The sequence below is a fragment of the Ideonella sp. A 288 genome, assembly GCF_002198735.1.
In the GTDB taxonomy this organism is placed as follows: Bacteria; Pseudomonadota; Gammaproteobacteria; order Burkholderiales; family Burkholderiaceae_C; genus Pseudaquabacterium.
This window is the reverse complement of record NZ_MWLO01000123.1, coordinates 182,371-209,031: the sequence shown is the minus strand read 5'-3', so window position 1 is coordinate 209,031 and position 26,661 is coordinate 182,371. Positions and strand designations below refer to the sequence as shown.

The window sequence follows — 26,661 nt, the reverse complement described above, 5'->3', positions numbered from 1 at the left end:
CCGCCATGGTCCGCGCTCCGCCGCACCTGCTGACTGCTGCCATAAGCGTGACAATGTATATTATGTTAACTACTGTCGATTGTTGCATAATTGAGCCCAACCTGGATACCGCGCACCTCCCCATGGCCAAAGCCGACACCAAGACAGCGATCGATGCCGACGGACTGCGTTACCGCAGCAAGACCCCCGGCTCGCCCTTCACGGCCGCCGGGGCATTTGGCGCAGCCACCATGTCGTGCTTCCTGTGCGGCAAGCACAGGCCCCGCAGCGCCTTGAAGTCCCGCCGCCTGCTGGGCAAGGCCCAGTTCGTGTGCTCGCCGACCTGCAAGGACGCAGAGGCCGAACTGACCAAGAAGTGACACTGGGCGCCCTACGGGCGCCGGTTATCCTCGGACCGCGCGAACGGCTCGCGCAGAATCGCTGGTGAACGGCCTCCACGAAGGCCGCACTAGGAGACCGTCCGATGAGCCAGCATTTGTTCAGCGACGCCGCCGCACTGGCGCCACCTGCCGCCGTGCGCGAGGATCGCCCGGAAGGCGCATTCGTCCTGCGCCACCCAGAGCCGCTCCAGCCCTACGCCCGATGCGTCGGCGCCTGGCTCGAACACTGGGCGGTGACGACACCGGACCTGGATTTCATTGCCGAGCGCGATGCGAGCGGTGCCTGGCGCCGCCTGACCTACCGAGAGACGCGTCGCCTGGTGGGGCGGATCGCGCAATCGCTGCTGGACATGCGCCTGCCGCCGGGGCGCCCGGTGGTCGTGCTCAGCGACAACTCGGTCGATCATGCGCTGCTGCTGCTGGGCAGCATGCACGTCGGGCGGCCGGTGTGCACCATCTCCAGCGCCTATTGCCGTCTGACCAAGGACTACACCAAGGTCCACGGCATGTTGGACGCTCTCGAGCCGGCGCTCGTGTACGCGGCCGATTCGGCGGTCTATGGCCCGGCGATGTCGACCTGGGCTGGCTCGACACCACGGGTGTTCAGTGCCGGCGCACAGGCGCAGGCGGGCGCCGTGGCCTTCACCGACCTGCTCGAGGCCGACGAAACGCCGGCCGTCCTGGACGTGTACCACCGGGTGCGGCCCGACGACCACGCGAAGTACCTGTTGACCAGTGGCTCCACCGGGCTGCCCAAGGCCGTGATCAACACGCACCGCATGCTGACGGCCAACCAGCAGCAGATCTCGCAGGTGTGGCCCTTCCTCAATCGCCACCGGCTCACGCTGCTCGAGTGGCTGCCCTGGAGCCACACGTTCGGCGGGAACCACAACTTCAACATGGTGCTGGCTCATGGTGGCACCTTGTATGTGGACGAGGGACGGCCCGCCCCCGGGCTGATCGAGAAGACGGTGCACAACCTCCGCGAGGTCAAGCCGAACTTCCATTTCAACGTGCCCCGCGGATTCGACATGCTGCTGCCCTACCTGGAGCAGGACGAGAGGTTCGCGCGCGACTTCTTCGATCGCCTGGAGGGCCTGTTCTATGCCGGCGCGGCGCTGCCGCAAAGCCTGTGGGAGCGGCTCGAAGGGGTGGCTCGGCGTGTCCGGCAACGCCCGGTGTGGTTCACCTCGGCCTGGGGATCGACCGAGACCTCCCCTGCCCTGACGTCCGTCTACTGGCAGATCGAACGCGCCGGCTGCATCGGCGGCCCGCTGCCGGGGGTCGACCTGAAGTTCGTGCCCAATGCCGGCAAGCTGGAGCTGCGGGTGCGTGGCCCCAACGTCTTTCCGGGTTATCGCAATGCGCCGGAGCTCACCGCCAAGGCCTTCGACGACGAAGGCTACTACCTGATCGGTGATGCGGGACGGCTGGTCGATCCGCAGCGGCCCGAACGCGGCGTGGCCTTCGACGGCCGGGTGGCCGAGGACTTCAAGCTGATGAGCGGCACCTGGGTGTCGGTGGGCACGCTGCGCGTGCGCGCGGTGACCGCGCTGACGCCGCTGGCTGCCGACGTGGTGGTCACCGGCCACGACCGCGAGGAGGTGGGTTTGCTGGTCTTCCCCAGCCCCGCCGCACGCGAGCTGTCGACGCAGGCCCTGGGCGAGCGCGTGCGCGAGGCGCTGGTCGCGATGCGGCAGGAAGGCGGCGGCTCGTCGCAGGCGCCGACGCGCGCCCGGGTGCTCGATGAGCCGCCCAGTGCCGATGCCGGCGAGATCACCGACAAGGGCTACATCAACCAGGGCGCGGTGCTGAGGCGCCGCAACGGCGATGTGATCGCCCTGTACAGCAATGTGCCCGACACCCGCACGGTGCGGGTGTGAGGCTGGCCGATCAGACGGGCTCCAGCAGCATCAGGCCGGAGGCCGTGTTCGATATCGGGATGTGGTAGTTGCTGTGCAGTGCGCGCACGCTGGGGCCGAGCGCGCCGCGCGTGGCCAGCCACATCAGCAGCTCCACGCCCTGGGTGCCGGCCTGCTCCACCAATTGGTAGGTGTCGAATTGCGTGGCCCAGGTCGGGTCGCTCACCATGCTGTCCATGAACTTCAGGTCGAAGTCCTTGTTGATGAAGCCGGCGCGCTCGCCGTCGAGCTGGTGAGACAGGCCCCCGGTGCCGAGCACCAGCACCTTCTCGTCGCCCGCCCAGCGGGACACTGCACGACCGATCGCCTCACCCAGACGGTGGCAGCGCTTCGCGCTCGGCAGCGGCGCCTGCACGGTGTTGATGCACACCGGCACCACCTTCACCGGCCAGGCCTGATCGGGCCACAGCAGGGCCATGGGCAGCGTGAACGCATGGTCGACCGTCATCTCCTGGCAGGTGGTCAGATCGAACTCGTCGGCCACCAGCGATTCGATCAGGTGCCATGACAGCTCGGTGTCGCCGGTGAACGGCGGCACCGTCGGGATGCCCCAGCCCTCGTCGGCATTGGTGTACTGCGGTGCCGCGCCCACCGCGAAGGTGGGCATCTTGTCGAGGAAGAAGTTCAGGCCGTGGTCGTTGTACAGCACGACCACCACGTCGGGCCGGGTTTCCGACAGCCAGTGCCGGATGGGGATGAAGCCGTCGAAGAAGGGCTTCCAGTAGGGGTCGTTCTGCAGACCCTTGGCGATCGCGCCGCCGATGGCGGGCACGTGCGAGGTGGTGATACCACCGATGATCCTGGCCATGTGGGGTGTTCCTTCCAGCGAGGGGTTCAGCCGCGGGCGGCCAGCAGCTTGGCCTTGAACTCGTCCTTCGTCATGCCGGTCTGCTGCGCACCGATGTCCTGCATGTCGAGGTGGAAGATGCCGGCGAACTTCGCCAGGTAGTAGGCGTTGCCTCCGGCCGCGATCAGCTGCAGCACGTTGCGTTGCCGGATCGCGTCGCGCTGCTGCGCGTTCAGGCCGAACCTGGCGCAGTAGGCGTCCTCATCGGCGAGGAAGGCGTCGCGGTTGCGGGCTTCGTTGAACGAATAACACATCTTGTTCAGCGCGTAGCCCTTGCGGGCCTGCACGCCGTCGAAGATGGTCGTGCCGGGGATCCTGGGTCGGTCCTGGGTCGGTCGCATCTGGCTCTCCTTCAGTGCTGCCGCTGGGGTGTGACGTGGATTGTTCAGTGGTGCATGATTCAGAAAAAGCCCCATCCACTGATTTGTCACATGAGCCGATTCGATCATTCAGACTTGGACGGGCGCCTACTGCAACTGCTGCTGGCGGTTTACGAGGAGCAGTCGGTCACCCGCGCGGCGCACCGGCTCGGTGTCACGCAGTCGGCCGTCAGTCACCTGCTGGACAAGCTGCGCGTCATCGTCGGCGACCCGCTGTTCGTGCGCTCCGGCCGCGGCATCGTGGCCACCGCTCGGGCCGAGGCGCTGGCGCAGCGTGCACGCCTGCTGCTGGACGACATGCGGGCGTTCGCCACCACCGGCGGCTTCGACCCGGGCACCCTGTCGATGTCGGTGACCATCGCCGCCAACGACCTGCAACGCGACCTGCTGCTGCCATTGGTGCTCCAGCGCGCGCGGCAGCAGGCACCGGGGCTCACCCTGCGCGTGATCCCGTCAGGTGCCCCCACGCCCGAGATGCTTCGCGACGGCCATTGCCAGCTGGTCATCTCGCCGCGCCCGCCGGAGGCGGCCGACCTGAAACACAAGCGCCTGTTCGACGATCGCTACCTGGTGTTCTACGACGCGTCCCGGCGCGACCCGCCGCGCGACCGCGCCGCCTACCTGTCCGCCGATCACGTGACCGTGGTCTACGAGCCGCGCCGCCAACTCGACCTCGACCAGGTGCTGGCCTCGCGGGGCATCCACCGCCGCATGGTGGCCAGCGTGCCCGGGTTCGCCGGCGTGCCGCCCTTCCTGCGCGGCAGTGACCTGCTGGCCACGGCCCCCAGCCTGCTGCGCGCCGGCCTGATGCGCGGCCTGGCCGCGGTGCCCGTGCCCGTGCCCTGCCCGCGCATGCCCATGTACCTGATCTGGCACGTGCGGCACCAGGACGACGCGATGCACCTGTGGCTGCGCCGCCAGGTCGAAGCGGCGGTGAAGCCGGCACTGCAGGCGGCCGATGAATCCTCAGACGCTCGAGGCCCCGGCCTGTAGGCGGAACTCCCGCGGGCTGACGCCGAGCCTGCGCTTGAAGAACCGGCAGAAGTAGGCCGGGTCGTCGTAGCCCAGTTCGAAGGCCACCTGGGAGATGGGCGCGGCGATGTAGACCAGCCGTCGGCAGGCCTCGCGGGCCACGCGGTCGTGCACCAGATCGAGCGCGCTTCGCGCCGATTCGGCCCTCGCCAGGCGGTTCAGGCGCTCGGGTGTCAGGCCCAGGCGGCTGGCATAGCGGGCCATCGGCCAGTGCTCGGCGTAATGCGCCTCGACGAGTTCCAGGAAGCGCGTGAACAGCAGTTGCTGTCCGCGGCCGACGGCACCGTTTGCCTGGTCGTGCTGGGCCGTGGTTTGTGCAAGTCTCCACACCAGCGCCCGGGCCAGCCACAGGGCCACCGGCGAACCGGCCGAACCCGGCGACGCAAACTCCTGCGCCAGCGGTTCGAACAGGCCGTCGATGCGCCGGGCCTCCTCGGCGGACAGCGGCACCACGCGCGGTGATGCGAACAGGCTGCGCAGCGCACCGCCGATGAGGTCCTGGCCGCCCTCGAGCATCGCGCGCGGGCTCAGTGTGAGGACCATGCCCTCGCTGTCGGGCTCAAAGCGGTAGGCATGGACGACACCCGGTGGAATGGCTATGAGCGCCGGGCCGCTGCACGCTTGGCGGTCGGTGTCCAGCGTCACCGCTGCCGAGCCCGAGCGCAGCCACAGCACCTGGTGCAGGCCTTGGTGCACGTGGGCCTCGATCTCCCAGCGGTACAGGCGGCTGCGCGATTGCAGGCTTTCGACATGCAAGGTGTCGCCGGCGGCGGCCACGGCCTCGCCGTAGAGGCCGAATGCCGGGATCGTGGCAGGGCTGGCCGTGGCGGACCTGGCGGATCTGCGGCCCGGTGTGCTGTGCTTGGGCATGCCCGATTCTTCCCGAAAAGTGCAAGTTCTCGGGGCATTTTGTCCACTGCCAAAGCCGGAGGTGACCCTTAGAGTCCGGCACACAGGGTCGACACAGACCGCGCCACCCCAGGAGACCACCGATGTTCCGCTTCGATCCCTACTCACCGGCCGTCGACGCCGACCCCTTCCCCTTTTACCGCGTGCTGCGCGACGAGCATCCCTGCTTCTGGAGCGAGGAGGCGCAGATGTGGATCCTCTCGCGCTACGCCGACATCGTCGGCGCGGGGCAGGACTGGCAGACTTACTCGTCGGCCAAGGGCAACCTGATGACCGAGTTGCCGAATCGCGCGGGGGCCACCCTGGGCACCACCGACCCCCCGCGGCACGACCGCCTGCGCGGGCTCATCCAGCATGCGTTCATGAAGCGCAACCTCGAGAGCCTGACCGAGCCCATCCGCGACATCGCCCGCACCACCGCGCAGGCCCTGCAGGGCCGCGAGCGCTTCGATTTCATCACCGAGTTCTCGTCCAAGTTCACGGTGCGGGTGTTGTTCGCCGCCCTGGGGCTGCCGCTCGGCGATGAGCAGAAGGTGCGCGACCAGGCCGTGCTGATGGTGCAGAGCGATCCGGTCACTCGCGCCAAGGGGCCGGAGCACATTGCGGCCTACCAGTGGATGCAGGACTACGCCGCTGGCGTGATCGCCGAGCGCCGCGCGCGGCCGCTGAACGACCTGATCTCGCACTTCAGCATGGCCGAGATCGACGGCGACCGGCTCGACGAGCGCGAGGTGCTGCTGACCACCACCACGCTGATCATGGCGGGCATCGAGTCGCTGGGCGGCTTCATGGCCATGTTTGCGGTCAACATGGCCGAGCAGGCCGATGCGCGACGCCAATGTGTCGCCAACCCGGCACTGCTGGTGGATGCGGTGGAAGAGTCGCTGCGCTTCAACACCTCGGCTCAGCGCTTCCGGCGCTGCCTGCAGCGCGACGTGACCCTGCACGGCCAGACCATGCGCGCCGGCGACTTCGTCTGCCTGGCTTACGGCTCGGGCAACCGCGACGAACGCCAGTACCCGAACCCGGACGTCTACGACATCGGCCGCAAACCCCGCGGGCATCTCGGCTTCGGCGGCGGCGTTCACGCCTGCCTGGGCACGGCCATCGCCCGGCTGTCGGTGAAGCTGGCCTTCGACGAGTTCCACCGGGTGGTGCCCGAGTACCATCGCGCCGAACAGCAACTGGCGTGGATGCCGTCGTCCACCTTCCGCAGCCCGCTGCGGCTCGAACTCTCCGTCCACTGACCGCCATGGCCCACATCACCTACATCGAGCCTTCGGGCCAACGCGTCACGGTCGACGTCACCGACGGGTGGAGTCTGATGCAGGCGGCCATCGCCAACGGCGTGGACGGCATCGTGGGCGAGTGCGGCGGCTCCTGCGCCTGCGCCACCTGCCACTGCTACGTGCAGGAAGACCGGCTGGCCGACCTGCCCCCGCCGACCGAGGGCGAACTGGGCATGCTGGACAACGTGGCGGCGGAGCGCCGACCCAACAGCCGCCTGTCGTGCCAACTGAAAGCCGGCCCGGCCCTGGAGGGCCTGGCCGTCACGCTGCCCGAGACCCAGGAATGACACACAGCGCCCTGCCCGCCACCCCGCACATCGTCATCGTCGGCGCAGGCCAGGCCGGCGTGCAGGCCGCTGAAGCCTTGCGGGCCGGCGGCTACACCGGCGACCTGACGATCGTCGGCGAAGAACCGCATGGCCCGTACCACCGCCCGCCGCTGTCGAAGGCGTGGCTGGCCGGCGACATGGATGCGGCGCAACTGGTGATGCGCGCCCCCGAGATGCTGGCCCGCAAATCGATCACGCTGCGAACCGGTTGCCATGTGGAGGGCATCGACCGCAAGGCACGCACGGTCAGGCTGCGGGATGGCAGCACGCTGCCGTACACGGGGCTGGTGCTGGCCACCGGGGCGACGCCCAGACGCCTGGCCCTGCCGGGCGGCGATGCCGCGGGCGTGCTGGCCCTGCGCAACCGCGACGACGCATCCGCCATGGCCGAACGCCTGGCGCATTGCCTGGCGCACGAACTGCCCGTGGTGGTGATCGGCGGCGGCTTCATCGGGCTCGAGGTCGCGGCCACGGCCCGCAAGAAGGGCTGTGCCGTCACCGTGCTGGAAGCGGCCCCTCGCTTGCTGGGCCGGGTGCTGGCACCGATGTTGAGCGACTGGTATGCCCGCCTGCACGCCGACCATGGTGTGGCACTGGTGCTGGACGCCCGCATCGAGGCGATCGAGGCCGATGCCCGGGGCGAGGTCAACGCCGTTCGGCTGGTCGGCGGCCGTTGTCTGCCGGCCGGGCTGGTCGTGCTCGGGGTGGGCGTCACCGCCAACGATGAATTGGCGCGCCAGGCGGGACTGGCGTGTGACCGCGGCATCGTCGTCGATGCCTGCGGGCGCACCGACGATCCGGCCATCGTGGCCGCCGGCGACTGCACCGCGCGCCGGCTGGACGACGGGTCGCTGCTGCGGCTGGAATCGGTGCAGAACGCCACCGAACAGGGCAAGTCGGCCGCAGCCGCCTTGCTGGGCCAGCCGCGCCCCTTCACCGCGACGCCGTGGTTCTGGTCGGACCAGTACGACCGCAAGCTGCAGATGGCCGGTCTGTCCACCGGTGCCGACCACTGGGCGCTGCGCGGGCGGCTCGACGAAGGGCCCTTCTCCGTCTACCACTATCGCCGCGGCAAGCTCGTCGCGGTCGATTCGGTGAACTCGCCGAAGGACCACCTGCAGGCGCGCAAGCTGCTGGATGCGGGCGTGACACCGACGCCCGAACAGGTGGCCGACACCGCCTTCGAACTGAACAGCCTGCTCTCCGCCTGAGCGCAGGCGGCGCCTTGTCCGCGCCCGCGCTCAGCCGGCCGGCGCCGCCTGGCGCAACAGACCGATCAGCAGCGCGAGGGTGACGAAGCTGGCGGTCGTGGCCACCAGCATGCGGGCCGCGCAGGCATGCTGCTGGCCGTGCTTCTGGCCGAAGATCGCGTAGACGCCGAGCATCGGCGCGCCGGCCATCAGCACGGCGGCCGTGGCCAGGCCGGGACTCACCGGCCCGAAGGTCCACAGCGCCCCCGCCGTGGCCAGCGGGTGCAGCACCAGCTTGCCGACGCTCACGGCGGCCGCGTCGGCCGCCATCGAGCGCAAGGACAGGCCCGCCAGCATGCCGCCCACGTAAAACAGCGCCGCGGCCGCCGACGCCGCGGCGAGCATGTCCACCGTCCGGGCCACCGGCGCGGGCAGGCGCCACTGCAGCATGGCGAACATGAAGCCCACCGCGATGGCCACGATGATCGGGTTGCGCGGCAGCCCGGCCAGGGCCTTGCCAAAGGCGGACCAGAAGCGGCGCCCGCCCCCGCCGTCGTGCCCGCTGCCGGTGTCGGCCAGCGCCAGGCACAGCGGGATCATCAGCAGGTTCTCGACCATCATCGACAGGGCCAGAGCCACCGATGCCTCGGGGCCGACCACCTGCAAGGCCACCGGGAAACCGACGAAGGCGGTGTTCGCGCAGCACATGCCCATCGAGGCAATGGCGGCCGCGGGCAGGGGCAGCCGCTTCCAACCCAGCGCCCAGGCCAGCCCGGCCCCCATGGCCAACAATGAACCGGCCGCATAGGCCGCGAGGTAGTTCGGGTTCATCACCTCGGCGAACGATCGGCGGGCCAGCGCATTGAACAGCAGCGCCGGCAGGCTGAAGCGGATGACGAAGCCGCCGAGCGCCGGCAGCCCGGCGGCGGCGAACCAGCCCCACCGCACGGCGCAGAAGCCCAGGCCGATGACGAGGAAGATCGGTGCGATGACCGCGAGCGTGTCCAGCATGGGTGCAGGGGCCCGTGCCCGGCCGCGGTGCCGCGGCCGGGCACGCGGGAGAACTCAGGCCCCGAACTCCTCGGTGTCGACTTCGGAGCTGGCCTGCGCGTTGTAGCGCGCGCCGACCACCGTGTGCTGGTTGATCAGTGCATCGAGTGCCGCCACGGTCTGCGGCGTCAGCCGCACGCCGGCGGCCCCCACGTCCTCGGCCAAATGGTCGGGATTCGTCGTCCCGGGGATGGGCACGACATGCTCGCCGCGCGTCAGCAACCAGGCCAGGGCGAGTTGCGCCGGCGTGCAGCCGACCTCCGATGCCAGGCGGACGTGGCCGTCCAGCAAGCGCAGGTTGGCGGCGTAGTGCTCGGCCGTGAAGCGCGGCATGCTGCGGCGGATGTCTTTCGCGTCCAGCGTGGACACGTCGTGGAAGGTGTTCGTCAGGAAGGCGCGCGCCACCGGGCTGAAGGCCACGAAGGTCGCGCCGATCTTGTGGCAGGCGGCCAGCACGGCGATCTCCGGGTTGCGGGTCCACAGCGAGTACTCGGTCTGCACGGCGGCGATCGAGTGCACCGCATGGGCGCGGCGCAGGGTGGCGGCCGACACCTCCGACAGGCCCAGCGCCCTGACCTTGCCTGCGGCCACCAGGCGTGCCATCTCGCCCACCGAGTCCTCGATGGGCACCTGCTTGTCCCAGCGGTGCAGGTAGTACAGGTCGATGACGTCGGTGCCCAGGCGCTTCAGGCTGTCCTCGCAGTTGCGGCGGATCGCGGCGGGCGAGCCATCGATCACGCGCTTGACGCCATCGGGAAAGCTCACCCCGGCCATGCCACCCTTGCTGCACAAGGTGATCCTCGAGCGGTGCGGCTTCAGAACGCGCCCCACCAGGGTTTCGTTGGCGCCGAAACCGTACAGCGCCGCGGTGTCGAACAAGGTGACGCCCAGGTCCAGCGCCTTCAGCAGCAGTCGCTCGGCGTCCTCCACCGGGGGCGGCGCACCGTAGGCGTGGCTGAGGTTCATGCACCCCAGGCCGATCGCCGAGACGTCGAAGGGGCCGATGCGTCGCTGCTGCATGCTCATCCTGCGTTCAGTTGCTGTTCCAGATCATGCAGCACCTGGTAGCAGGGCAGCACCTTGGCAACGCTGGCGTTCGGTTCGCGGCCCTGCTGTATGGCGGCAAAGAACTCGCGGTCCTGCAGCTCGATGCCGTTCATCGACACATCGACCTTCGACACATCGATCTTCTCGTCCTTGCCGCTGAACAGGTCGTCGTAGCGCGCGATGTACGTGCCCGTGTCGCCGATGTAGCGGAAGAAGGTGCCCAGCGGTCCGTCGTTGTTGAAGCTCAGGCTCAGCGTGCAGATGGCGCCGTTGGCGGCCTTCAACTGGATGGACATGTCCATCGCGATGCCGAGCGTGGGATGGATCGGGCCCTGGATCGCGTTGGCCATCACGATGGGGCTGCCGCACTGGTACGCAAACAGGTCCACCGTGTGGGCGGCGTGGTGCCACAGCAGGTGGTCGGTCCAGCTGCGCGCCTGGCCCAGCGCATTCATGTTGGTGCGGCGGAAGAAATAGGTCTGCACATCCATCTGCTGGATGTTGAACTCGCCGGCGCCGATCTTCCTGTGCACCCACTGGTGGCTGGGGTTGAAGCGGCGGGTGTGGCCCACCATGGCCACCTTGCCCGACTGCCTGGCGAGTTCGGCCACCGCCTGCGCGTCGTGCCACGAATCGGCCAGCGGGATCTCCACCTGCACATGCTTGCCAGCCTTCAGGCAGGCGATGCTCTGCGAGGCATGCATCTGGGTGGGCGTGCACAGGATGACGGCATCGACCTCCAGCATCGCGAGGCTGTCGGCAAGGTCGGTGGTGACGTGGTCGATGCCGTACTGTTTGGCCGTCTCGCGGGTCTTCTCCAGTTCGCGGCTGACGAGCGAGACGACTTCGACGCCGTCGATGTTCCGGATGGCGTCCAGGTGCTTGATGCCGAAGGCGCCAGCGCCAGCCAGGGCGACGTTGATGGTCATGCAGGATTCTCCAGGATCAGGTGGCCGACGGCGGTGTTGCTGGCGGGCACATGGTAGAAGCGGTGCTTGACGACGGGCGCCTTGCCGCCGTTCACGTCGGCCATCGCGCCGCGCGCGATCAGCCACATCACCAGTTCGATGCCTTCGCTGCCGGCCTCGCGCACGTAGTCGATGTGCGGCACGGCGGCCTGTCCGGCGGGGTCGGCGATCAGCCGGTCGAGGAAAGCGTTGTCGAAGGCCTTGTTGATCAGGCCCGCGCGCGCACCCTGCAACTGGTGGCTCATGCCGCCGGTGCCCCAGATGTGCACGTTGAGCGGTTCGTCGTAGCGTTCCACCGCGCGGCGGATGGCCTGGCCGAGGGCAAAGCAGCGCCGGCCCGAGGGCACCGGGTACTGCACCACGTTGACCGCGAACGGGATCACCGGGCACGGCCAGGCCACCGGCTGGCCGCACATCAGCGACAGCGGCACCGTGAGGCCGTGGTCCACGTCCATCTTGTTGGCAATGGTGAGGTCGAAGTCGTCCTGGATCACGCTCTGCGCGATGTGGGCGGCGAACTCAGGGTGGCCGATGACCTTGGGCACCGGGCGCGGGCCCCAGCCTTCGTCGGCAGGCTGGAATTCGGCCGCCGTGCCGATGGCAAAGGTGGGGATCAGCTCCAGGCTGAAGGCAGTGGCGTGGTCGTTGTAGACGAGGAAGATGACGTCGGGCGCGTTGTCCTTCATCCATTGCTTCGAGACCTCGTAGCCCTTGAACACCGGCTGCCAATAAGGCTCGGCCGACTTGCCCAGGTCGAGTGCCGCACCGATGGCCGGCACGTGCGAGGTGTAGACGCTGGCGGTGATGCGGGCCATCAATGCGCCTCCTTCTTCTCGCCGACGTAGCGGTTGCCGTCGGGCGAGCGGCCGCCGGCCAGCATCATGGCGGCGTACTGCTCCTGCGTCATGCCCGTCATGCTGGCGGCCATGTACTGGAAGCTCTTGCCGTCGGTGGCGCCGATCTTGGCCAGGAAGTAGATGTTGCCGCCGGCGGCGATGCAGCGGTTCAGGTCGCGGGTGAGCACGCCCTGCTTCTGCTCCTCGGTCATCGGCCATTCATCCAGGTAGGCGCGCTCGTCGGCCTTGAAGCGTTCGCGGTTGGCGGCCTTCATCAGCGACATGCAGAACTGGTTGAGCCAGTAGCCCTTGCGCGATTGCTCGGCATCGAAGATGGTCGTGCCGGGCACGTCCAGGTAGGGTTTGTCCAGGGCCATGGCTCAGGTCTCCTCGGGCCAGTACAGGCGCATCGGGTTGTCCACCAGCAGCTTGCGCTGCAACTCGGGCGTGACGGCGATGTGCGGGATGAAATCGACCAGCAGGCCGTCGTCGGGCATGTGGTCCTTCAGGTTCGGGTGCGGCCAGTCGGTGCCCCAGAGCACGCGGTCGGGGAAGCTCTCGACGATGCGGCGGGCGAAGGGCACGACGTCACGGTAGGCCGCCTGTTCGCCGCTCAGCGCCCTGGGCCCGGTGACCGACAGGCGCTCGGGACAGCTGACCTTGCTCCACACGTTGGGGTGCTCGCGCATGAACTTCACGAACAGTTCGAACTCGGGGCCATCGACCGGCTTGGCCACGTCGGGCCGGCCCATGTGGTCGACGACGATGGTGGTGGGCAAGGCGGTGAAGAAGTCCCACAGATCGGGCAGGTCCACGGCCTCGAAATAGATCACCACATGCCAGCCCCATTTCGAGATGCGCTGGGCGATCTCGAGCAGTTCGTCCTTGGGCGTGAAGTCGACCAGGCGCTTGACGAAATTGAAGCGCACGCCGCGCACGCCGGCCTCGTGCATGGCCTGCAGTTCCGCGTCGCTCACGCTGCGGCGCACCGTGGCCACGCCGCGCGCCCGGCCACCGGACGAGAGGCAGGCATCGACCATCGCGCGGTTGTCGGCACCATGGCAGGTGGCCTGCACGACCACGTTGCGGGCGAGGCCGAGGTGGTCGCGCAACGCATAGAGCTGCTGCTTCGACGCGTCGCAGGGCGTGTACTTGCGCTCGGGCGCGAACGGAAACTGCTCACCGGGGCCGAAGACATGGCAGTGCGCATCGACGCTGCCGGCCGGCAACTTGAACCGCGGTTGGCTGGGCCCGGCATGCCAGTCCAGCCAGCCCGGCGTCTTCTCGAAGCTCATGCGTCAGTCCTTCTTCACGTGGTCGAGGATGCGGTCGGCCTCGGTGCGCCAGTCGCCGCTGCGCGCGAACGACCTGCTGGTCCTGGCGCCGAAGACGCCCGCATCGGCCAGGTCGGCCACCCAGGCCTGCCGCTCGGCGGTGCCCTTCGCGGACCACGGCGTGAGGCCGATCTCTCGCACGGTCTCGGCCACCTCTCGCACCTCTTCGCTGCGGCGGCGGCCATGCTCGATGGCGCGCTGGAAGAAATAGGCCCCCTGCTGCTCCCAGTCGATTCCTGGGAAGGTTTCGGCCAGCGAGGCGATCACCGCCTCTTCGACGCCATAGGCGCGTGCGGTGGTGAAGCTCTCGATCACCATGGCCTCCAGGCCCTTGATCATCACGCTGCGGCACATCTTGGTGGCCGAGGCCACGCCGAGCGTCTCGCTGACCACCTGGGCCGCGAAGCCCAATGCATTCAATCGCGGCATCAGGTCGGCGGCCTCCGGCCCGCCCAGCAGCAAGGGCACCTTGATGCGATGCGGTGGCACCGAGGTCATCACCGCCCCCTCGACATAGCGGCCGCCGACGCCGTCGACGAACTCGGCCGCGCGGCTCTTGGCACCCGGCGACGCCGAGTTGAAATCGAGGAAGAAGGTGCCCGCCTGGAGGCCGGGTGCGCAGGCCTGCGCCACCGCCACGGTCTGGCTGGCGGTGACCGCCGACACGACGAGGTCGGCGCCCCGCACCGCCGAGACGTGCGATTCGGTCAGTGCCACGCCATGCTGCAGGGCATGCTCGCGCAACGGTTCGCCCGCCTCGCCGAGCAGCTTGAGGTCGAAGGCGCTGACCGGCACGCCCTGCGCGCGCAGGTCTTCTGCGAGGATGCGGCCGACCTCGCCATAGCCGATGAGCGCGACGCGCCAGGGGGAGTGTGGGGCGGTCATCGCGGTCAATCGATATACCTCAGGCCAGCCTTCTCCAGCGGCTCGCGCATCTTGTACATGTCCAGGCCCAGCACACCGGCGGCCAGCTTGGCGCGCTTCTCGCCTTCCAGCGCCTCGCGCGCCTCGGCGGCATCGACCACCTGCGGGGCGATGGCAGCGGGCACCACGACCACGCCGTCGATGTCGGCGATGACCACGTCGCCCGGGTTCACCAGCGCGCCGGCGCACACCACCGGGATGTTCACCGAGCCCAGCGTGGCCTTGATCGTGCCCTTGCCGTGGATGGCGCGGCTCCACACCGGGAAGTTCATCTCGGTGAGGTCCTTCACGTCGCGCACGCCGCCGTCGATCACCAGGCCCACGGCGCCGCGGGCGCGGAAGCTGGTGGCCAGCAGATCGCCGAAGAAGCCATCCTCGTTCTCGGTGGTGCAGGCGGCCACGACGATGTCGCCGGGCTGCAGCTGTTCGGCGGCCACGTGCATCATCCAGTTGTCGCCGGGCTGCAGCAGCACGGTCACGGCGGTGCCGCAAGCGTGTGCCGCGGGGTAGATCGGCCGCATGTAGGGCTTGAGCAGGCCGACGCGGCCCATGGCCTCGTGGACGGTGGCGCTGCCGAAGCGCGACAGCTTGGCCACGGCGGACGGGTCTGCGCGGACGATGCGCCGTTTGACGATGCCGAGTTGGTTCAGGCTCATGGTTCGGTCTCCGTGCGTCACAGGCCCTTGGCCTTCAATCGGGCGTCGAGCCGCGCGAACACGCGGCGCGCATTGCCTTCGTACACCTGCTGCTTCTGTGCCGCGGTGAGCAGCGTGGACGCCTCGATGTAGCGCTTGGTGTCGTCGTAGTAGAAGCCCGTTTCGGGGTCGATGCCGCGCACCGCGCCGATCATCTCGCTGGCAAAGAGGATGTTGTCCACCGGGATCACCTTGGTCAGCAGGTCGATGCCCGGCTGGTGGTAGACGCAGGTGTCGAAGAAGATGTTGTTCAGCAGGTGGTCCTTCAACAGCGGCTTCTTCAGCTCCTGCGCCAGCCCGCGAAAGCGCCCCCAGTGGTAAGGCACCGCGCCGCCACCGTGAGGGATCAGGAACTTCAGCGTCGGAAAGTCCTTGAACAGGTCGGACGTGAGGCACTGCATGAAGGCGGTGGTGTCCGCGTTCAGGTAGTGCGCGCCGGTGGTGTGGAAGCAGGCGTTGCAGCTCGTGCTCACATGGATCATGGCCGGGATGTCGAACTCCACCATCTTCTCGTAGAGCGGGTACCAGCTGCGGTCGCTCAGCGGTGGGCTGGTCCAATGTCCGCCCGACGGGTCGGGGTTCAGGTTGAGGCCGACGTTGCCGTACTGCTCGACGCACTTCATCAGTTCGGGGATGCAGGTGGCCGGGTCCACGCCGGGCGACTGCGGCAGCATCGCCGCCGGCACGAAGTGGTCCGGGAACAGCTGGCTGACACGGAAGCAGAGCTCGTTGCAGATCGCCGCCCAGGTGGACGACACCTCGAAGTCGCCGATGTGGTGGGCCATGAAGCTGGCGCGCGGGCTGAAGATGGTGAGGTCGCTGCCGCGCTCGCGCATCTTGGCCAACTGGTTGGTTTCGATGGTCTCGCGCAGTTCGTCGTCGCTGATCTTCAGGTCGCTGACCTTGGGCTTGAGTGCCGGGTCCTGGATGCCGGCGATCTGCCGGTTGCGCCAGGCTTCCAGCGCCTTGGGTGCGGTGGTGTAGTGGCCGTGGACGTCGATGATCATCGGGGGTTCCTTGGGGGAGGCTGTGCGCGGGCGCGTTCAGGCGGGTGACATGCCATGCCGCCGCCGGGCCGGCTCGGCCTGGGCCGAGGCCATGAAGTCGAGCAGGCGCCGCGCGGCCTGGGGCTGGTCGCAGGCCGCACCGATGCCGGCCGAAAACGTGGTGTCGATCTGGATGGCGGCCGGCAACGGGCCGAGCACGTCGATGCCTTCCAGGTGGATGAGTTCGCTGAGTTGCTGGAAGCCGAGGTCGACCTCGCCCCGCGCCAGCAGCGCGCCCACCGGCACGCCGGGCGGTGCCTGGACCAGGCGGTCGCGGATCTGGTCGGCGATGCCCCAGCGCTCGAACAGGCGCGCCAGCTGCACCCCGCTGGGGCCCGTCGAGACGCCGACGCGCGTGGCCTGCAGCACCGCCTGCCGCACCTCGTCCTCGCTGCCGATCGCCGGCCTTCGCGCGCCCGCGCGCACGGCGATCGCGACGCCCGAACGCACCAGGTCGGTCTTGCTGCCTGCCAGTAGGTGCCCGGCGGCGATCAGCCGGTCGATGGCGTCGGCCGCGAGCACGACCACGTCGAAGCGCTCGCCAGCCTGAACCCGCCGGGCCGCATCGACCCCACCAACGGATTCGAACACCACCTCGGCACCGGTTCGGCGATGGTGCTCGGCTGCCAGATCCGCCAGCAGCGCGCGGGTGGCCATCGACGAGAGTCCGGTGAGGCGGTCGGGCATGGTGAGAGCGAGGGGTTGGACGGGGCAGCGGCGGACCGAACCCTGCCGCAGGGCCGCATTCTGCGCAGGCAGCCATGCCGAACAAAGCAGGCTCGGCTGATAGCTGCTATCTCAATGTGGCATGGCCGACGAGCCGGCCGCCCATACAGCCGGTTCGGTCAGCCCGGTTGCGACTGCGCTGCCGCGCCCTGCGGCACGCTTTGCGCCAGTTCAACGAGCAGAAGCGTGGCGTGTCGCATCAGCGGGCTGGGCCGCTTGTGGGCCGACACGGCCAAGCACAGCACGCTGGTCAGCGGGGGATCGGTCAGCGGCCGGGCCATCAGTTCGTCGGCGCGCCCCGAGGCAGCGACTGCGCTCGCCGTGAGCACCGCGTGGCCGTGGCCAGCGCACACCAGGTCGATGATCGAGGCGATGCTGGACACCTCCCAGGCGATGTCGAGCTTCAGGCCGGCCATCGCGGCCTGGGTTTCGAGCAGGCGACGGATCACGTGCGTCCGCTCGGGCACGATCAAGGGCAGCGCGCCCAGCGATCGCAGTGGCAGCGTGCCGCGCACGGCCATCACGGCACTCGCCGCCGGCCCCACCAGGCACAGCGGCTCCTCGAGCACGGGCGTGATCTCCAGCCCTTCCTGCGCCTCCGGGTTGTAGAGCAGGCCCACGTCGACCCGGCCGGTGGTGATCCATTCGACGATGTGGGTGGACAGCCCCTCGACGATGGCCAGGCGCGCGCGCGGCAGGCGGTTGCGAAAGCCATTGATCAGCGGCAGCGTCAACTGGCGGCCGATGGTCGGCGGCAGGCCGATGGTGATGCGGCCCACCGGCTCGTCCCGCGTGGCGCCCATGTCGTCGCGTGCGGCCGACACGGATTGCAGGATGCCCACGCCATGCTCGTAGAGCCGCCGGCCGGCTTCGGTGAGCACCACGCCGCGGCCGTTGCGCAGCAACAGCGTCTCGCGCAGGTCGATCTCCAGCGCGCGCACCTGGCGGCTGAGCGCCGGCTGCGCGATGTCGAGCACCAGTGCGGCCTTGCTGAAGCTGCCCAGCTCGGCCACGTGAATGAAGTACTCGAGCTGCTTGAGGTTCACGGCGGCGCCATCGGGCGGTCATCGCCGCCGCGGGGTGCGGGGGGGACCACGGAAGATTCTAGCCAGCAGGCCGCTGCCGACCCGCCCACGGCCACCCCCCGTGAGCCGCTGCCACAGCGGCAGCAGGTGCCGCGCCAGCAGCAAGGCCAGGGCCAGCGCGCCCAGCGCGACGCGGCCGTCGGCCCGCACCGGCACGGGCTTGGCCAGCGATGGCGCGGTGAGCGCGGCGGCAAAGGCCTGGGCCGACTGCAGGTGGTGGTAGGTTAGCCCCTGCTCGCCCGCCAGCTGCCTCAGGTAGGCCTCGCGCTGCGCCGACAGGTGTTCCGACCCCGGCGTGGCGCCCAGTGACGGCGCCACGCTGCCCTGGCGGTCGTCGACCAGTGCTTCGCCGCTGACGCTGCCGCCGCGGCCCTGGCTGCGCGGGTCGGTCTGCATCACGTCGTCGGCGGCCCAGAAGCCGAGCGGACGTCCTTCGGGGTCCGACTTCGGGATCGGCGAGGGCTTGAGGTCGCCCACGCCGACGATCAGCCCCGGCACCTCGCCCGGCTTGTCGTCGAACGAGGGCCGGTAGCGCGGGTTCAGCGGCGGTGCCTCGTGCCCATCGGTGACGAACACCAGCGACGGCTTGCCCTCCAGCGCCTTGGCGATCACCAGCCCGCTGTGCAGGCCCTTGGCCACTTCGCTGTTGCCCGACCAGGCCATGCGCGAATCGATCTGCGCCAGGCTGGCACGCAGTTCACCGAGGTGGGCACAGACCTCGACCGGCGCCAGCAGCAGCAGCGACCGGTACTCGGTGAAGATGGCCCATCCGACCTTCGACCCACAGGGCAGTTGCAGCAGCGAGCGGCGCAGCGCGTCCTTGGCAAAGTCCAGGCGCGAGGCGGGCTTGTCACCGAGTTGCTCGTCGGTGACGTTCATGCTCTGCGTCACGTCGAGCACCACCACATGCTCGAACAGCGACCGCTCGACCGTCACGCCCGGGTTCACGAAGCTGGCCACCAGGGCCAGCGCCGCGGCACCCAGCAGCCATCGGTCGCGATCGCGTTGCCACGACACCGACAGCCAGCGCCACAGCACCGTCACGGCAGGCCCGGCGACCAGCCGCGCATCGTGGTGGCGGCGCGTTCGGCGTTGCGCTGACCCTCGGTCGGGGCCAGGTCGACCTCCTCCGGATCGGGCAGCAGGCGCTGCGCGCGTTCGAGGTTGTAGCGGGCGTCCCAGTGCTGTGGGTCCGCCCGCAGCACGTCGCGGTACATCTCCTTGGCCAGCTCGATCAGCGGGATGGCCTTGCCGGGGGAGATGCCCGCGCGCACCACGACCGCCTGGCGCATCAGCAGGTTGGCGCTGTTGTAGCGCGCCGCCTGGCCCAGCGCCGCATCGCCCTGCAGCAGGCGGTAGCGTTTCATCGCGGCCTCGTCGGCCCCGCTGGCGGCCTGCGCCCAGGCCTGGGCGAACTGCGCCTGCACCGGCGGGTCGGCGGCGTCGTCGGGCACCTGACGCGCGGCGATCATCGCGTTCCACTGGTGCTGTCGCCAGGTGCGGGCGCCGTCGATCGCCGCGACCACGGCGACCACGGCCAGGGCCGCGACCACGCCGCGCGTGCGTTGTCGTGGGGTCAGGCCCATCGGCGGATCTCCAGCCAGTTGGCGGCCAGCAGCAGGGCCACGCAGGCCAGCGCGATGCCGCAACTGGCACCCCAGAGATCGCGGCGCGGCACCGTGTCGAGGTAGGTGATCGGCAGGTTCTCCAACTGGTTCACCGATTCGATGGCCTTCTGCAGCGCCTGCGGCGTGCCGGCCTCGTAGGCCCGGTAGGGCGTTCCCATCGATTGGAAGAACCGGTGCAGCATGACCTCGGGCACCGAGTCGGCATTCTGCGGCGGCTCGCCGGCGTCCAGCATCAGCCCCGGGCTGTTGGCCGATCGCAGGTACAGCCAGTAGATCGCCACCCGGTGCTTGCGGGCCAGGTGGGTGATGCGCTCGCTGGCGTCCGGGTCGAGCCGGTCGCCGCCATCGGACACCAGCAAGGCGATGCGCGACCCCGTGTAGGCGCGTTGCTCGAAGGTCGACAGCGCCGCCTGCAGCGCCAGCCCGATGTTGGTCTCCGACAGCCCGCGCCCTATGTTGCCGGCCTCGATGGCGGCGCGGATGGCGTCGTGCTTCTGGGTGAATTCGAGCGTGCGGATCGGCAGCGTGCTGAAGACGATCATGCCGAACAGGTCGTCCGGTCGCTTGGCGGCGAAGTCGGCCAGCAACTGCCGCGCGACCTTGCCCTTCGATTCGCGCAGGCGCCCCGGCGTCTGGCTGAAGTAATAGTCCAGCGCCTCCGGTCCGGTGCCCTTCACCGGCGCCCCCTTGGGTGGCGCACCGGCGAAGCCCTGGTCCATGCTGCGGCTGCGGTCGAGCAGCAGCACGATCTCGGCGCCCTTGCCCACCCGCTCGACCTCGTACTCGGGCCGATACGGCTCGGCCAGCGCCACCACCAGCGCCGCAATGGCCAACGAGGCCAGCGCGCGCAGCGCCCAGCGCAGCAGCTCCGACGCCGTGTCGCGCGACATCATCGAGGGCCAGGCATTCGACAGTGCCCCACCCGGCATGGCGAGCCACGGCAAGGCCGCCAAGGGCAGCAGCCACAGCACCCAGGCGTGACCGAAGCTCATGCCGAGCCCCGTTCTGCATCGCGGCAGCGGCGGCAGAACGCCAGCAGCCAGTCTGCGTCCGCGCCACCGGCATCGCCCGGAGCGAAGAACTCCTGCCGCGACTGCGCGAAGAACGTGGTCAGGTCCGGCCGCAACGGCTCGAAGCGCGGGTGCGCGTGCAGGAACCGGTCGAGGCCGTGCTCGAACACGGTCTCGCCGGCCGTCTGGTTCAAGGCCTCGTGGATGCGCAGGAAGGCCTGGCGGCGCTGCGCCGCGACCTCGCCCGGCAGCGCCGATCGGAGCGCGCGCCAGGCCGTCGTGAACGGGCGATGCCGCCGCGACCACCATGGCAGGGCCAGGTAGACATGCGCCAGCCAGGCCAGCAGCAGCATCGCCACGCCGAGGTACGCGAGCAGGCGCAGCCGCGCGGCCGAAGTGTCGATGAGCGGTGGCGGCGCGTCGGGCTGCAATTCGCCCAGGCCCTGGCGCGGCGACACGTCCACCGGCACCAGGGGGGCCACGGTGACGGGCCAGGCGTCGATGCGCAGATCCTGGTTGCGCGGTGGCCCGATGAAACGCAGCGTCACCACCGGCATCTCGAGCGTGCGCACCTGCGTTGGCGCCAGGAACACCTGGTACTCCAGGGTCATGTCGATCTGCCCGCCCTCGCGAACCCTGCGGATCTGGCGGTCCACCCGCCGCAGTTCCAGCGCCTTGCCGCGGGCGCCGGGCTGCGGCACGCTGGATTCGTCGAGCACCAGGCCCTCCGGCACCCGGACCGTGATGTTGCGGGCGAGCACGTCCCCGACCTGGTAGCCATAGGCCCGAGGCTCGACCGTGGTGGCGCCAAGCTGGGTCTGCGCATGGGCGCCCGCCGCCCCACCCAGCGCCAAGCCGAGGCTCAGGCCCAAGGCCGAGGCGCCGATGGCCGAGCGCAGTCGTCCCCTCATCGGCGGCCCGTGCTCACGAATGAAAGTGCCGCGTCACCATGTCGGCGTCGAAGGCCTCCTCGATGAACAGCGGCTTCAATCGCCGGGCGCGGAACAGCCCCTGCAACGCCTCGCGGCGCTGCTGGTGCGCCACGCGCCAACGCTCGCGCAAGGCCGGCCGCCACCACACCAGTTGGTGACGCCCGCTTTCCGGGTCGACCACCTGGGCCAGGCCGCGTTCGGCCGACAGCTCGAACTCGCGACCCTGCCACAGCACCACCGGCACCACGTCGTGGTGCGCCATCGACGTGAGCACGGCCTCGACCTGCGGCAGCGGCAGGTGGAAGTCGGACACCAGGAACACCAACGACCGTTGGCGACCCAGGTGACGGTGCGCCGACTGCAGCGCCTGCGCCGACGGGCCGTCCAGGTGGATCGACCGCAGCGACCGGGCCAGCGCGCTGCCCGCACCCCTGGACCGGGTCTGGGGCAGCAGCAGGTCGGGTCGAACTGCACTGTCGCAGCCGATGAAGCCGAAGCTGTCGCCCGTGCGCCAGGCCGACCAGGCCAGGCTGTCGACGAAGTCGGCCAGCACGTCGAGCTTGCGGCGCGTGCCGGCAAAGCCCATCGAGGCCGACAGGTCTGCCACCACCACCACCGGGATCGACTTGCGCTGGCTGTAGACCCGGACGATCCACTGGCCGAAGGGGTCGCGCAGGCTGGCGTGCAGGTCGAGCCGGCGGGCATCGGGCGCATCGGTCAGCGAGGCATGGCCCCGGAACTCGAAGCCGCTCTCGCCCCTTGTGCTGCGGTGGGCGCCCGGGAAATGGCCCAGCACCGGCGCGTCGACGCGGTAGTGGCATTCCTTGACGGCCGGTGTCGCCATGGCTCAGGGGGCGGCCACGCTGGCCAGGATGCCGCTCATCAACGGCCCGGCGATCTCGTGCCGGCGCATCTCGTACACCGGCTGGTAGCACAGGCGGTGGGCGATGGTCTCGACGAAGACCGACTGCAGGTCGTGCGGCGTCACGTAGTCGCGGTCGTCCAGCCACGCCGCCACGCGTGCAGCGCGCAGCAACTGGCTCATGCCGCGCGGGCTGGCGCCGGCCAGCATCAGCTGTGCCGTGTCCAGGTCGGACAGGCGCACACCGTACTCGGCCGGTGCGGCCGTGGCGCGCCACAGGTTCAGCGCATAGTTCTGCAGCGTCTCCGACGCCTGCACGCTGCGCTGGATGACCTCGGCCACGTGGTTCAGTTCCTGGTAGGCCAGCGTGGCGCCGGCCAGCGCGTTGACCAGCCGATCGGCGTCGTGGAACCGCGGGTCGAACATCAGCTGGCGCCGGTCGGCGTCGGTGGCCGGCGCATCGATGGTCACTTCCATCATGAAGCGGTCGCGCGCGGCGGATGAGATCTCGAAGGTCTCCTCGCGTTCGACGCGGTTGCGGTCGGCGAACACCAGCAGGTGCGGAAAGCGGTGCTCGCGGTTGAAGGCCGACACGCTGCGCTCGGCCATCACCCGCAGCAGCAGCGAATGCACCTGAGGCCGCGCCCGGTTGATCTCGTTGAAGAAGAAGATGGCCAGCTGGTCGCCGTGCCGGATCAACGGGCCGGGCTCCACTGCGGGTTTGCCCTCGGCGCTGATGTAGGTGTAATAGATCAGGTCGTTGGGCATCAGGTCGATGGTGCCCTCGGTGCGCGCGAAATCGCCGCCCAGCACCTGGGCGAAGGCGCGCAGCAGCGTCGTCTTGCCCACGCCGACATCGCCCTGCAGCAGCACGTGGCCGCGCGCGAAGACGGCGGTGTTCACCATGCGGATCACCCGCGCCTGCCCGATCACCGCCTTGGACACCTCGGCCTCGAGCGCCAGCGCGCGTTGGCGCCAGTCGCTCAGCAGCGCGTCGTCACGATCCATTCGGAGCCCTCGTTGATGCTGTCACGCCACGGCCGCCACCGTCGGCTCCGCTCCCTGTGCGTCGAAGGCGGGACAGTCTGCACCGCACGCGACGCAGGGGGCCGGCCTCGCGAACAGCACGGCTGGGCTAGCAAGAGACACGCCGCGCCGCGAGGTGAGTTGCCCGTGCCGCCCGCTGCCCTGCGGGGGCTGGACATGACCTGCCGCAGTCTGGTTTCCACCGAGGTTCCGGGCCCATTGCGGCGGTTGATCGGCGTCAGGCCGTGCGGACACCACGGCGCCAACAATTTGCCTGACGCATCAGCGGTACACCGAGGAGACGACGATGAGATCGATGAGAACAGTGGCCGGGCTGCTGGCCGGTTGCGCCCTGGCCATGGGTTCGGCACAGGGCCAGGACGTGGCCGGAGACCAGGAAACCGTGCGGCGCGCGATCCATGTGTGCGCAGCCTGCCATGGCGAAGGCGGCCGCAGCGCGACACGGGAGATTCCCTCGCTGGCCGGTCAGATGCGCCAGTACACGATCGCGCAACTCATCGACTTCCGCTCGCAAACGCGCGCAGAGACCGGCACGCGCGCCTACATGTGGGGGGTGTCGGCCCTGCTCGACGACGCCACCATCAACGGCCTGGCCGACTACTACCAGGCCCAGACGCCAGCGGTCGGCAAGCCGGGCCGTCCAGGCCTGGTCCGCGCCGGCCAGATGATCTATGCCGACGGCATGCCGGCCCGTGGGGTTCGGGCCTGCGCGTCGTGCCACGGGGTCGCCGCGGAGGGCGCTGGAGGGTTTCCACGACTGGCCGGCCAACGTGCCGACTATGTTTACGCCCAGTTGAAGGTGTTCGGCACGCGCTTGCGGCCGCACGGCGTCATCATGAAGGACGAGACCCGTCCCATGACGCAGGCCGAGATGCGCGCCGTCGCCGAGTACGTGCAGTCGCTCTGATCCCCGCCGCCGGCTGAAGCCGACCCATCCCGCAGCCGGCGAGAACGCCGGCGCGGTGAAACACTCTGTGCCGAAAGTGATTGCCACAATTTCGGCGCACGATTTCGCGTTCTCGAACGCCTTGCCGCGGGAGCGGCGGGGCTTAGCGTTGACCCTGTTGGGGCATTCCCTAGGAGTCGGCAAACCGGACCCCGAGTTTGGTTCGGCGGCGCCGCATTGCAGGGTTTTTTCTTACGCCGCTCAGTCAACTCGGCGCGTTGCTTTTGAAGCGATCGATGCGGCTTGATCGTTGATTGCTGGTCTCGAACATGGGCCCGCAAATTGCAGATAAGACCTCGCCGGCTTCCTCATGGCGCTCGGCGGACGGCCTCCCAGCGGTTCCGTGCGGGCGGGCTCGGGTGATCAACACAAGGAGACTTCAATGCAGAGTTCGAAGCAAGCAATTTGGCATCCATGGCGCAGCGTCGCGTTGGCGATGCTCGCTGTGCCCACATTGGCCATGGCCAATGCCGATGTCGAAAAGAACATCGCCAATTCAAAGAATTGGGCGATGCAGGCTGGTGACATGTTCAACCAGCGCTACAGCCAACTGAAGCAGATCAACGCCGGCAACGTCGGCAAGATGCAGGTGGCATGGACGTTCTCCACCGGTGTGCTGCGGGGTCATGAGGGTTCGCCGCTGGTCATCGACGGCACGATGTACCTGCACTCGCCCTTCCCGAACAAGGTCTTCGCCATCGACCTTGATACGCAGAAGATCAAGTGGAAGTACGAGCCCAAGCAAGATCCTGCGGTGATCCCGCAGATGTGCTGCGACACGGTCAACCGCGGTCTGGCCTATGCCGAAGGCAAGGTGATCCTGCAGCAGGCCGACTCGATGCTCATCGCGCTGGACTCCAAGACCGGCAAGCTGCTCTGGAGCACCAAGAACGGTGACCCGAAGCTCGGCGCCGTGAACACCAATGCGCCGCACGTCTTCAAGGACAAGGTCATCACCGGCATCTCCGGTGGCGAGTGGGGCGTGCGCGGCTTCCTGGCCGCCTACAACCTGTCCGACGGCAAGCTGGCCTGGAAGGGCTACAGCGTCGGCCCCGACAGCGAGATGCTGATCGACCCGGCCAAGACCACCACCTGGGCCGACGGCAAGGTCACGCCGGTCGGCGCCGACTCTTCGCTGAAGACCTGGAAGGGCGACCAGTGGAAGATCGGCGGCGGCACCACCTGGGGCTGGTACAGCTACGACAAGGCGCTGAATGCCGTGTTTTATGGCACCGGCAATCCGTCGACCTGGAACCCGTCGCAGCGCCCTGGTGACAACAAGTGGTCGATGTCCATCTGGTCGCGCGACGTCGACACCGGCAAGGTCAACTGGGTCTACCAGATGACGCCGTTCGACGAGTGGGACTTCGACGGCATCAACGAGATGATCCTGGCGGACATCAACGTCAAGGGCAAGCCCACCAAGGCGCTGGTCCACTTCGACCGCAACGGCTTCGCCTACACGATGGACCGTACCAATGGTGCGCTGCTCGTGGCCGAGAAGTACGACCCGAAGGTGAACTGGGCCACGCACGTGGACATGAAGACCGGCCGGCCGCAGGTCGTCGCCAAGTACTCGACCGCGCAGAACGGTCCTGACGTCAACACCAAGGGCATCTGCCCGGCGGCGCTGGGCAGCAAGGACCAGCAGCCGGCGTCGTACGACCCCGAGACCAAGCTCTTCTATGTGCCGACCAACCACGTCTGCATGGACTACGAGCCGTTCAAGGTGGAGTACACCGCAGGCCAGCCGTACGTCGGCGCCACGCTGTCCATGTTCCCGGCCCCCAACAGCCACGGCGGCATGGGCAACTTCATCACCTGGGACGCCGGCACCGGCAAGATCGTCCAGTCCAAGGCCGAGAAGTTCTCGGTGTGGAGCGGCTCGCTCAACACCGCTGGCGGCCTGTCGTGCTACGGCACGCTCGAGGGTTACATGAAGTGCGTCGACAAGAAGGACATCAACAAGGAACTGTTCAAGTTCAAGACGCCCTCCGGCATCATTGGCAACGTGTTCACCTACGAGCACAAGGGCAAGCAGTACATCGGCGTGTTCTCGGGCATTGGTGGCTGGGCCGGCATCGGCATGGCGGCTGGCCTCGAGAAGGACCAGGATGGCCTGGGCGCCGTGGGTGGCTACAAGGAACTCAGCCAGTACACCGACCTGGGTGGCTCGCTGACCGTGTTCGCCCTGCCCAACTGACCGCAGGAAGGCGGGCCTGGCCGTTCATGGCGCGGGCCCGTTGC

General features: G+C 68.9%; 28 protein-coding genes. 8 read left to right on the top strand and 20 right to left on the bottom strand.

Features of this window, described 5'->3' with window-relative positions; genetic code table 11:
* The first annotated feature begins 122 nt into the window (after nucleotides 1-122).
* Both EOINJALH_RS14950 and EOINJALH_RS14945 read left to right on the top strand, forming a co-directional pair.
* Complete coding sequence (locus EOINJALH_RS14950) at nucleotides 123-359, top strand: hypothetical protein (protein WP_088281347.1); 237 nt, start codon at nucleotides 123-125, stop codon at nucleotides 357-359.
* Between the two features lie 104 nt (nucleotides 360-463).
* Nucleotides 464-2,263 carry a feruloyl-CoA synthase gene (locus EOINJALH_RS14945; RefSeq protein WP_088281345.1) on the top strand — a complete coding sequence of 600 codons (1,800 nt, stop codon included), beginning with the start codon at nucleotides 464-466 and terminating at the stop codon, nucleotides 2,261-2,263.
* Nucleotides 2,264-2,273: 10 nt separating this feature from the next.
* Here the strand turns inward: EOINJALH_RS14945 and EOINJALH_RS14940 are convergent, their stop codons facing one another.
* Nucleotides 2,274-3,110, bottom strand: a complete 837-nt coding sequence (locus EOINJALH_RS14940) for a class III extradiol dioxygenase family protein (protein ID WP_088281343.1) — start codon at nucleotides 3,108-3,110, stop codon at nucleotides 2,274-2,276.
* A 26-nt stretch (nucleotides 3,111-3,136) separates the two neighbouring features.
* Entirely contained in the window at nucleotides 3,137-3,490 is a 354-nt protein-coding gene (locus EOINJALH_RS14935) for a protocatechuate 4,5-dioxygenase subunit alpha (protein WP_088281341.1), read from the bottom strand.
* 114 nt (nucleotides 3,491-3,604) lie between these two features.
* Here EOINJALH_RS14935 and EOINJALH_RS14930 point away from each other — a divergent pair, with 114 nt between their 5' ends.
* A complete protein-coding gene (locus tag EOINJALH_RS14930) occupies nucleotides 3,605-4,522 on the top strand; it encodes a LysR family transcriptional regulator (protein ID WP_310732309.1) in 918 nt (305 codons plus the stop codon).
* Here the strand turns inward: EOINJALH_RS14930 and EOINJALH_RS14925 are convergent.
* Nucleotides 4,496-5,431 (bottom strand): helix-turn-helix domain-containing protein, encoded by a 936-nt coding sequence (locus EOINJALH_RS14925; protein ID WP_088281337.1) that lies wholly within the window; start codon nucleotides 5,429-5,431, stop codon nucleotides 4,496-4,498. The two genes, EOINJALH_RS14930 and EOINJALH_RS14925, sit on opposite strands and share 27 nt — an antisense overlap.
* A gap of 122 nt (nucleotides 5,432-5,553) precedes the next feature.
* On the opposite strand from EOINJALH_RS14925, the gene EOINJALH_RS14920 reads away from it, so the two are divergent.
* Genes EOINJALH_RS14920 through EOINJALH_RS14910 form a run of 3 tightly spaced genes read left to right on the top strand, consistent with a single transcriptional unit; the run spans nucleotide 5,554 to nucleotide 8,299 of the window.
* The gene (locus EOINJALH_RS14920; protein ID WP_088281335.1) at nucleotides 5,554-6,717 is read left to right on the top strand and encodes a cytochrome P450; all 1,164 of its coding nucleotides are present in this window, start codon (nucleotides 5,554-5,556) and stop codon (nucleotides 6,715-6,717) included.
* 5 nt (nucleotides 6,718-6,722) lie between these two features.
* Complete coding sequence (locus EOINJALH_RS14915; RefSeq protein WP_088281333.1) at nucleotides 6,723-7,046, top strand: 2Fe-2S iron-sulfur cluster-binding protein; 324 nt, start codon at nucleotides 6,723-6,725, stop codon at nucleotides 7,044-7,046.
* Nucleotides 7,043-8,299: an NAD(P)/FAD-dependent oxidoreductase gene (locus EOINJALH_RS14910; RefSeq protein WP_088281331.1), complete on the top strand. Its 1,257-nt coding sequence runs from the start codon at nucleotides 7,043-7,045 to the stop codon at nucleotides 8,297-8,299. The genes EOINJALH_RS14915 and EOINJALH_RS14910 overlap by 4 nt, the downstream gene beginning before the upstream one ends.
* A gap of 30 nt (nucleotides 8,300-8,329) precedes the next feature.
* Here EOINJALH_RS14910 and EOINJALH_RS14905 read toward each other — a convergent pair whose 3' ends face one another.
* The 17 genes from EOINJALH_RS14905 to EOINJALH_RS14825 form a co-directional block, all read right to left on the bottom strand.
* Complete coding sequence (locus tag EOINJALH_RS14905; RefSeq protein ID WP_088281329.1) at nucleotides 8,330-9,289, bottom strand: AEC family transporter; 960 nt, start codon at nucleotides 9,287-9,289, stop codon at nucleotides 8,330-8,332.
* 54 nt (nucleotides 9,290-9,343) lie between these two features.
* Nucleotides 9,344-10,348, bottom strand: a complete 1,005-nt coding sequence (locus EOINJALH_RS14900) for an aldo/keto reductase (protein WP_088281327.1) — start codon at nucleotides 10,346-10,348, stop codon at nucleotides 9,344-9,346.
* A 2-nt stretch (nucleotides 10,349-10,350) separates the two neighbouring features.
* The gene (locus tag EOINJALH_RS14895; RefSeq protein WP_088281325.1) at nucleotides 10,351-11,304 is read right to left on the bottom strand and encodes a Gfo/Idh/MocA family oxidoreductase; all 954 of its coding nucleotides are present in this window, start codon (nucleotides 11,302-11,304) and stop codon (nucleotides 10,351-10,353) included.
* Nucleotides 11,301-12,158, bottom strand: a complete 858-nt coding sequence (locus tag EOINJALH_RS14890; protein WP_088281323.1) for a class III extradiol dioxygenase subunit beta — start codon at nucleotides 12,156-12,158, stop codon at nucleotides 11,301-11,303. Before EOINJALH_RS14890 ends, EOINJALH_RS14895 begins: the two co-directional genes overlap by 4 nt.
* Nucleotides 12,158-12,556 (bottom strand): protocatechuate 4,5-dioxygenase subunit alpha, encoded by a 399-nt coding sequence (gene ligA / locus EOINJALH_RS14885; protein ID WP_088281321.1) that lies wholly within the window; start codon nucleotides 12,554-12,556, stop codon nucleotides 12,158-12,160. Before ligA ends, EOINJALH_RS14890 begins: the two co-directional genes overlap by 1 nt.
* 3 nt (nucleotides 12,557-12,559) lie before the next feature.
* Nucleotides 12,560-13,474 carry an amidohydrolase family protein gene (locus EOINJALH_RS14880; RefSeq protein ID WP_088281319.1) on the bottom strand — a complete coding sequence of 305 codons (915 nt, stop codon included), beginning with the start codon at nucleotides 13,472-13,474 and terminating at the stop codon, nucleotides 12,560-12,562.
* Between the two features lie 3 nt (nucleotides 13,475-13,477).
* Nucleotides 13,478-14,398 carry an NAD(P)-dependent oxidoreductase gene (locus EOINJALH_RS14875; RefSeq protein WP_088281317.1) on the bottom strand — a complete coding sequence of 307 codons (921 nt, stop codon included), beginning with the start codon at nucleotides 14,396-14,398 and terminating at the stop codon, nucleotides 13,478-13,480.
* 5 nt (nucleotides 14,399-14,403) lie between these two features.
* Nucleotides 14,404-15,093 (bottom strand): 4-carboxy-4-hydroxy-2-oxoadipate aldolase/oxaloacetate decarboxylase, encoded by a 690-nt coding sequence (ligK, locus tag EOINJALH_RS14870; RefSeq protein WP_088281315.1) that lies wholly within the window; start codon nucleotides 15,091-15,093, stop codon nucleotides 14,404-14,406.
* 17 nt (nucleotides 15,094-15,110) lie between these two features.
* Nucleotides 15,111-16,139, bottom strand: coding sequence for an amidohydrolase family protein (locus EOINJALH_RS14865; protein WP_088281313.1), 1,029 nt, complete (start codon nucleotides 16,137-16,139; stop codon nucleotides 15,111-15,113).
* Between the two features lie 36 nt (nucleotides 16,140-16,175).
* Nucleotides 16,176-16,865 (bottom strand): substrate-binding domain-containing protein, encoded by a 690-nt coding sequence (locus tag EOINJALH_RS14860; RefSeq protein ID WP_234413855.1) that lies wholly within the window; start codon nucleotides 16,863-16,865, stop codon nucleotides 16,176-16,178.
* Between the two features lie 158 nt (nucleotides 16,866-17,023).
* On the bottom strand, nucleotides 17,024-17,950 hold the full coding sequence (locus EOINJALH_RS14855; RefSeq protein ID WP_088281311.1) for a LysR substrate-binding domain-containing protein: 927 nt from the start codon (nucleotides 17,948-17,950) through the stop codon (nucleotides 17,024-17,026).
* Nucleotides 17,951-17,968: 18 nt separating this feature from the next.
* Nucleotides 17,969-19,033, bottom strand: a complete 1,065-nt coding sequence (locus tag EOINJALH_RS14850; protein WP_199873378.1) for a VWA domain-containing protein — start codon at nucleotides 19,031-19,033, stop codon at nucleotides 17,969-17,971.
* Nucleotides 19,030-19,575 (bottom strand): MxaK protein, encoded by a 546-nt coding sequence (locus EOINJALH_RS14845; protein ID WP_088281309.1) that lies wholly within the window; start codon nucleotides 19,573-19,575, stop codon nucleotides 19,030-19,032. The genes EOINJALH_RS14850 and EOINJALH_RS14845 overlap by 4 nt, the downstream gene beginning before the upstream one ends.
* Entirely contained in the window at nucleotides 19,566-20,609 is a 1,044-nt protein-coding gene (locus tag EOINJALH_RS14840) for a vWA domain-containing protein (RefSeq protein WP_158219778.1), read from the bottom strand. Before EOINJALH_RS14840 ends, EOINJALH_RS14845 begins: the two co-directional genes overlap by 10 nt.
* Nucleotides 20,606-21,538 carry a hypothetical protein gene (locus tag EOINJALH_RS31850; RefSeq protein WP_158219777.1) on the bottom strand — a complete coding sequence of 311 codons (933 nt, stop codon included), beginning with the start codon at nucleotides 21,536-21,538 and terminating at the stop codon, nucleotides 20,606-20,608. Before EOINJALH_RS31850 ends, EOINJALH_RS14840 begins: the two co-directional genes overlap by 4 nt.
* Nucleotides 21,539-21,551: 13 nt before the next feature.
* The gene (locus tag EOINJALH_RS14830) at nucleotides 21,552-22,403 is read right to left on the bottom strand and encodes a DUF58 domain-containing protein (RefSeq protein ID WP_088281303.1); all 852 of its coding nucleotides are present in this window, start codon (nucleotides 22,401-22,403) and stop codon (nucleotides 21,552-21,554) included.
* Nucleotides 22,404-22,406: 3 nt separating this feature from the next.
* Nucleotides 22,407-23,429 carry a MoxR family ATPase gene (locus tag EOINJALH_RS14825; RefSeq protein ID WP_088281301.1) on the bottom strand — a complete coding sequence of 341 codons (1,023 nt, stop codon included), beginning with the start codon at nucleotides 23,427-23,429 and terminating at the stop codon, nucleotides 22,407-22,409.
* Nucleotides 23,430-23,763: 334 nt separating this feature from the next.
* Here EOINJALH_RS14825 and EOINJALH_RS14820 point away from each other — a divergent pair, with 334 nt between their 5' ends.
* Nucleotides 23,764-24,375: a c-type cytochrome gene (locus EOINJALH_RS14820; protein WP_088281299.1), complete on the top strand. Its 612-nt coding sequence runs from the start codon at nucleotides 23,764-23,766 to the stop codon at nucleotides 24,373-24,375.
* A 475-nt stretch (nucleotides 24,376-24,850) separates the two neighbouring features.
* Nucleotides 24,851-26,617 (top strand): methanol/ethanol family PQQ-dependent dehydrogenase, encoded by a 1,767-nt coding sequence (locus tag EOINJALH_RS14815; protein ID WP_404872764.1) that lies wholly within the window; start codon nucleotides 24,851-24,853, stop codon nucleotides 26,615-26,617.
* Nucleotides 26,618-26,661 lie beyond the last annotated feature (44 nt).

Coding starts and splice junctions, on each gene's coding strand:
- EOINJALH_RS14825 (WP_088281301.1), bottom strand. CDS start 23,429: ATGGATCGTGACGACGCGCTGCTGAGCGACTGGCGCCAACGCGCGCTG.
- EOINJALH_RS14860 (WP_234413855.1), bottom strand. CDS start 16,865: ATGCCCGACCGCCTCACCGGACTCTCGTCGATGGCCACCCGCGCGCTG.
- ligA (WP_088281321.1), bottom strand. CDS start 12,556: ATGGCCCTGGACAAACCCTACCTGGACGTGCCCGGCACGACCATCTTC.
- EOINJALH_RS14820 (WP_088281299.1), top strand. CDS start 23,764: ATGAGAACAGTGGCCGGGCTGCTGGCCGGTTGCGCCCTGGCCATGGGT.
- EOINJALH_RS14815 (WP_404872764.1), top strand. CDS start 24,851: ATGCTCGCTGTGCCCACATTGGCCATGGCCAATGCCGATGTCGAAAAG.
- EOINJALH_RS14905 (WP_088281329.1), bottom strand. CDS start 9,289: ATGCTGGACACGCTCGCGGTCATCGCACCGATCTTCCTCGTCATCGGC.
- EOINJALH_RS14950 (WP_088281347.1), top strand. CDS start 123: ATGGCCAAAGCCGACACCAAGACAGCGATCGATGCCGACGGACTGCGT.
- EOINJALH_RS14875 (WP_088281317.1), bottom strand. CDS start 14,398: ATGACCGCCCCACACTCCCCCTGGCGCGTCGCGCTCATCGGCTATGGC.
- EOINJALH_RS14865 (WP_088281313.1), bottom strand. CDS start 16,139: ATGATCATCGACGTCCACGGCCACTACACCACCGCACCCAAGGCGCTG.
- EOINJALH_RS14935 (WP_088281341.1), bottom strand. CDS start 3,490: ATGCGACCGACCCAGGACCGACCCAGGATCCCCGGCACGACCATCTTC.
- EOINJALH_RS14915 (WP_088281333.1), top strand. CDS start 6,723: ATGGCCCACATCACCTACATCGAGCCTTCGGGCCAACGCGTCACGGTC.
- ligK (WP_088281315.1), bottom strand. CDS start 15,093: ATGAGCCTGAACCAACTCGGCATCGTCAAACGGCGCATCGTCCGCGCA.
- EOINJALH_RS14880 (WP_088281319.1), bottom strand. CDS start 13,474: ATGAGCTTCGAGAAGACGCCGGGCTGGCTGGACTGGCATGCCGGGCCC.
- EOINJALH_RS14840 (WP_158219778.1), bottom strand. CDS start 20,609: ATGAGCTTCGGTCACGCCTGGGTGCTGTGGCTGCTGCCCTTGGCGGCC.
- EOINJALH_RS14830 (WP_088281303.1), bottom strand. CDS start 22,403: ATGGCGACACCGGCCGTCAAGGAATGCCACTACCGCGTCGACGCGCCG.
- EOINJALH_RS31850 (WP_158219777.1), bottom strand. CDS start 21,538: ATGAGGGGACGACTGCGCTCGGCCATCGGCGCCTCGGCCTTGGGCCTG.
- EOINJALH_RS14895 (WP_088281325.1), bottom strand. CDS start 11,304: ATGACCATCAACGTCGCCCTGGCTGGCGCTGGCGCCTTCGGCATCAAG.
- EOINJALH_RS14845 (WP_088281309.1), bottom strand. CDS start 19,575: ATGGGCCTGACCCCACGACAACGCACGCGCGGCGTGGTCGCGGCCCTG.
- EOINJALH_RS14910 (WP_088281331.1), top strand. CDS start 7,043: ATGACACACAGCGCCCTGCCCGCCACCCCGCACATCGTCATCGTCGGC.
- EOINJALH_RS14940 (WP_088281343.1), bottom strand. CDS start 3,110: ATGGCCAGGATCATCGGTGGTATCACCACCTCGCACGTGCCCGCCATC.
- EOINJALH_RS14925 (WP_088281337.1), bottom strand. CDS start 5,431: ATGCCCAAGCACAGCACACCGGGCCGCAGATCCGCCAGGTCCGCCACG.
- EOINJALH_RS14945 (WP_088281345.1), top strand. CDS start 464: ATGAGCCAGCATTTGTTCAGCGACGCCGCCGCACTGGCGCCACCTGCC.
- EOINJALH_RS14890 (WP_088281323.1), bottom strand. CDS start 12,158: ATGGCCCGCATCACCGCCAGCGTCTACACCTCGCACGTGCCGGCCATC.
- EOINJALH_RS14920 (WP_088281335.1), top strand. CDS start 5,554: ATGTTCCGCTTCGATCCCTACTCACCGGCCGTCGACGCCGACCCCTTC.
- EOINJALH_RS14900 (WP_088281327.1), bottom strand. CDS start 10,348: ATGCAGCAGCGACGCATCGGCCCCTTCGACGTCTCGGCGATCGGCCTG.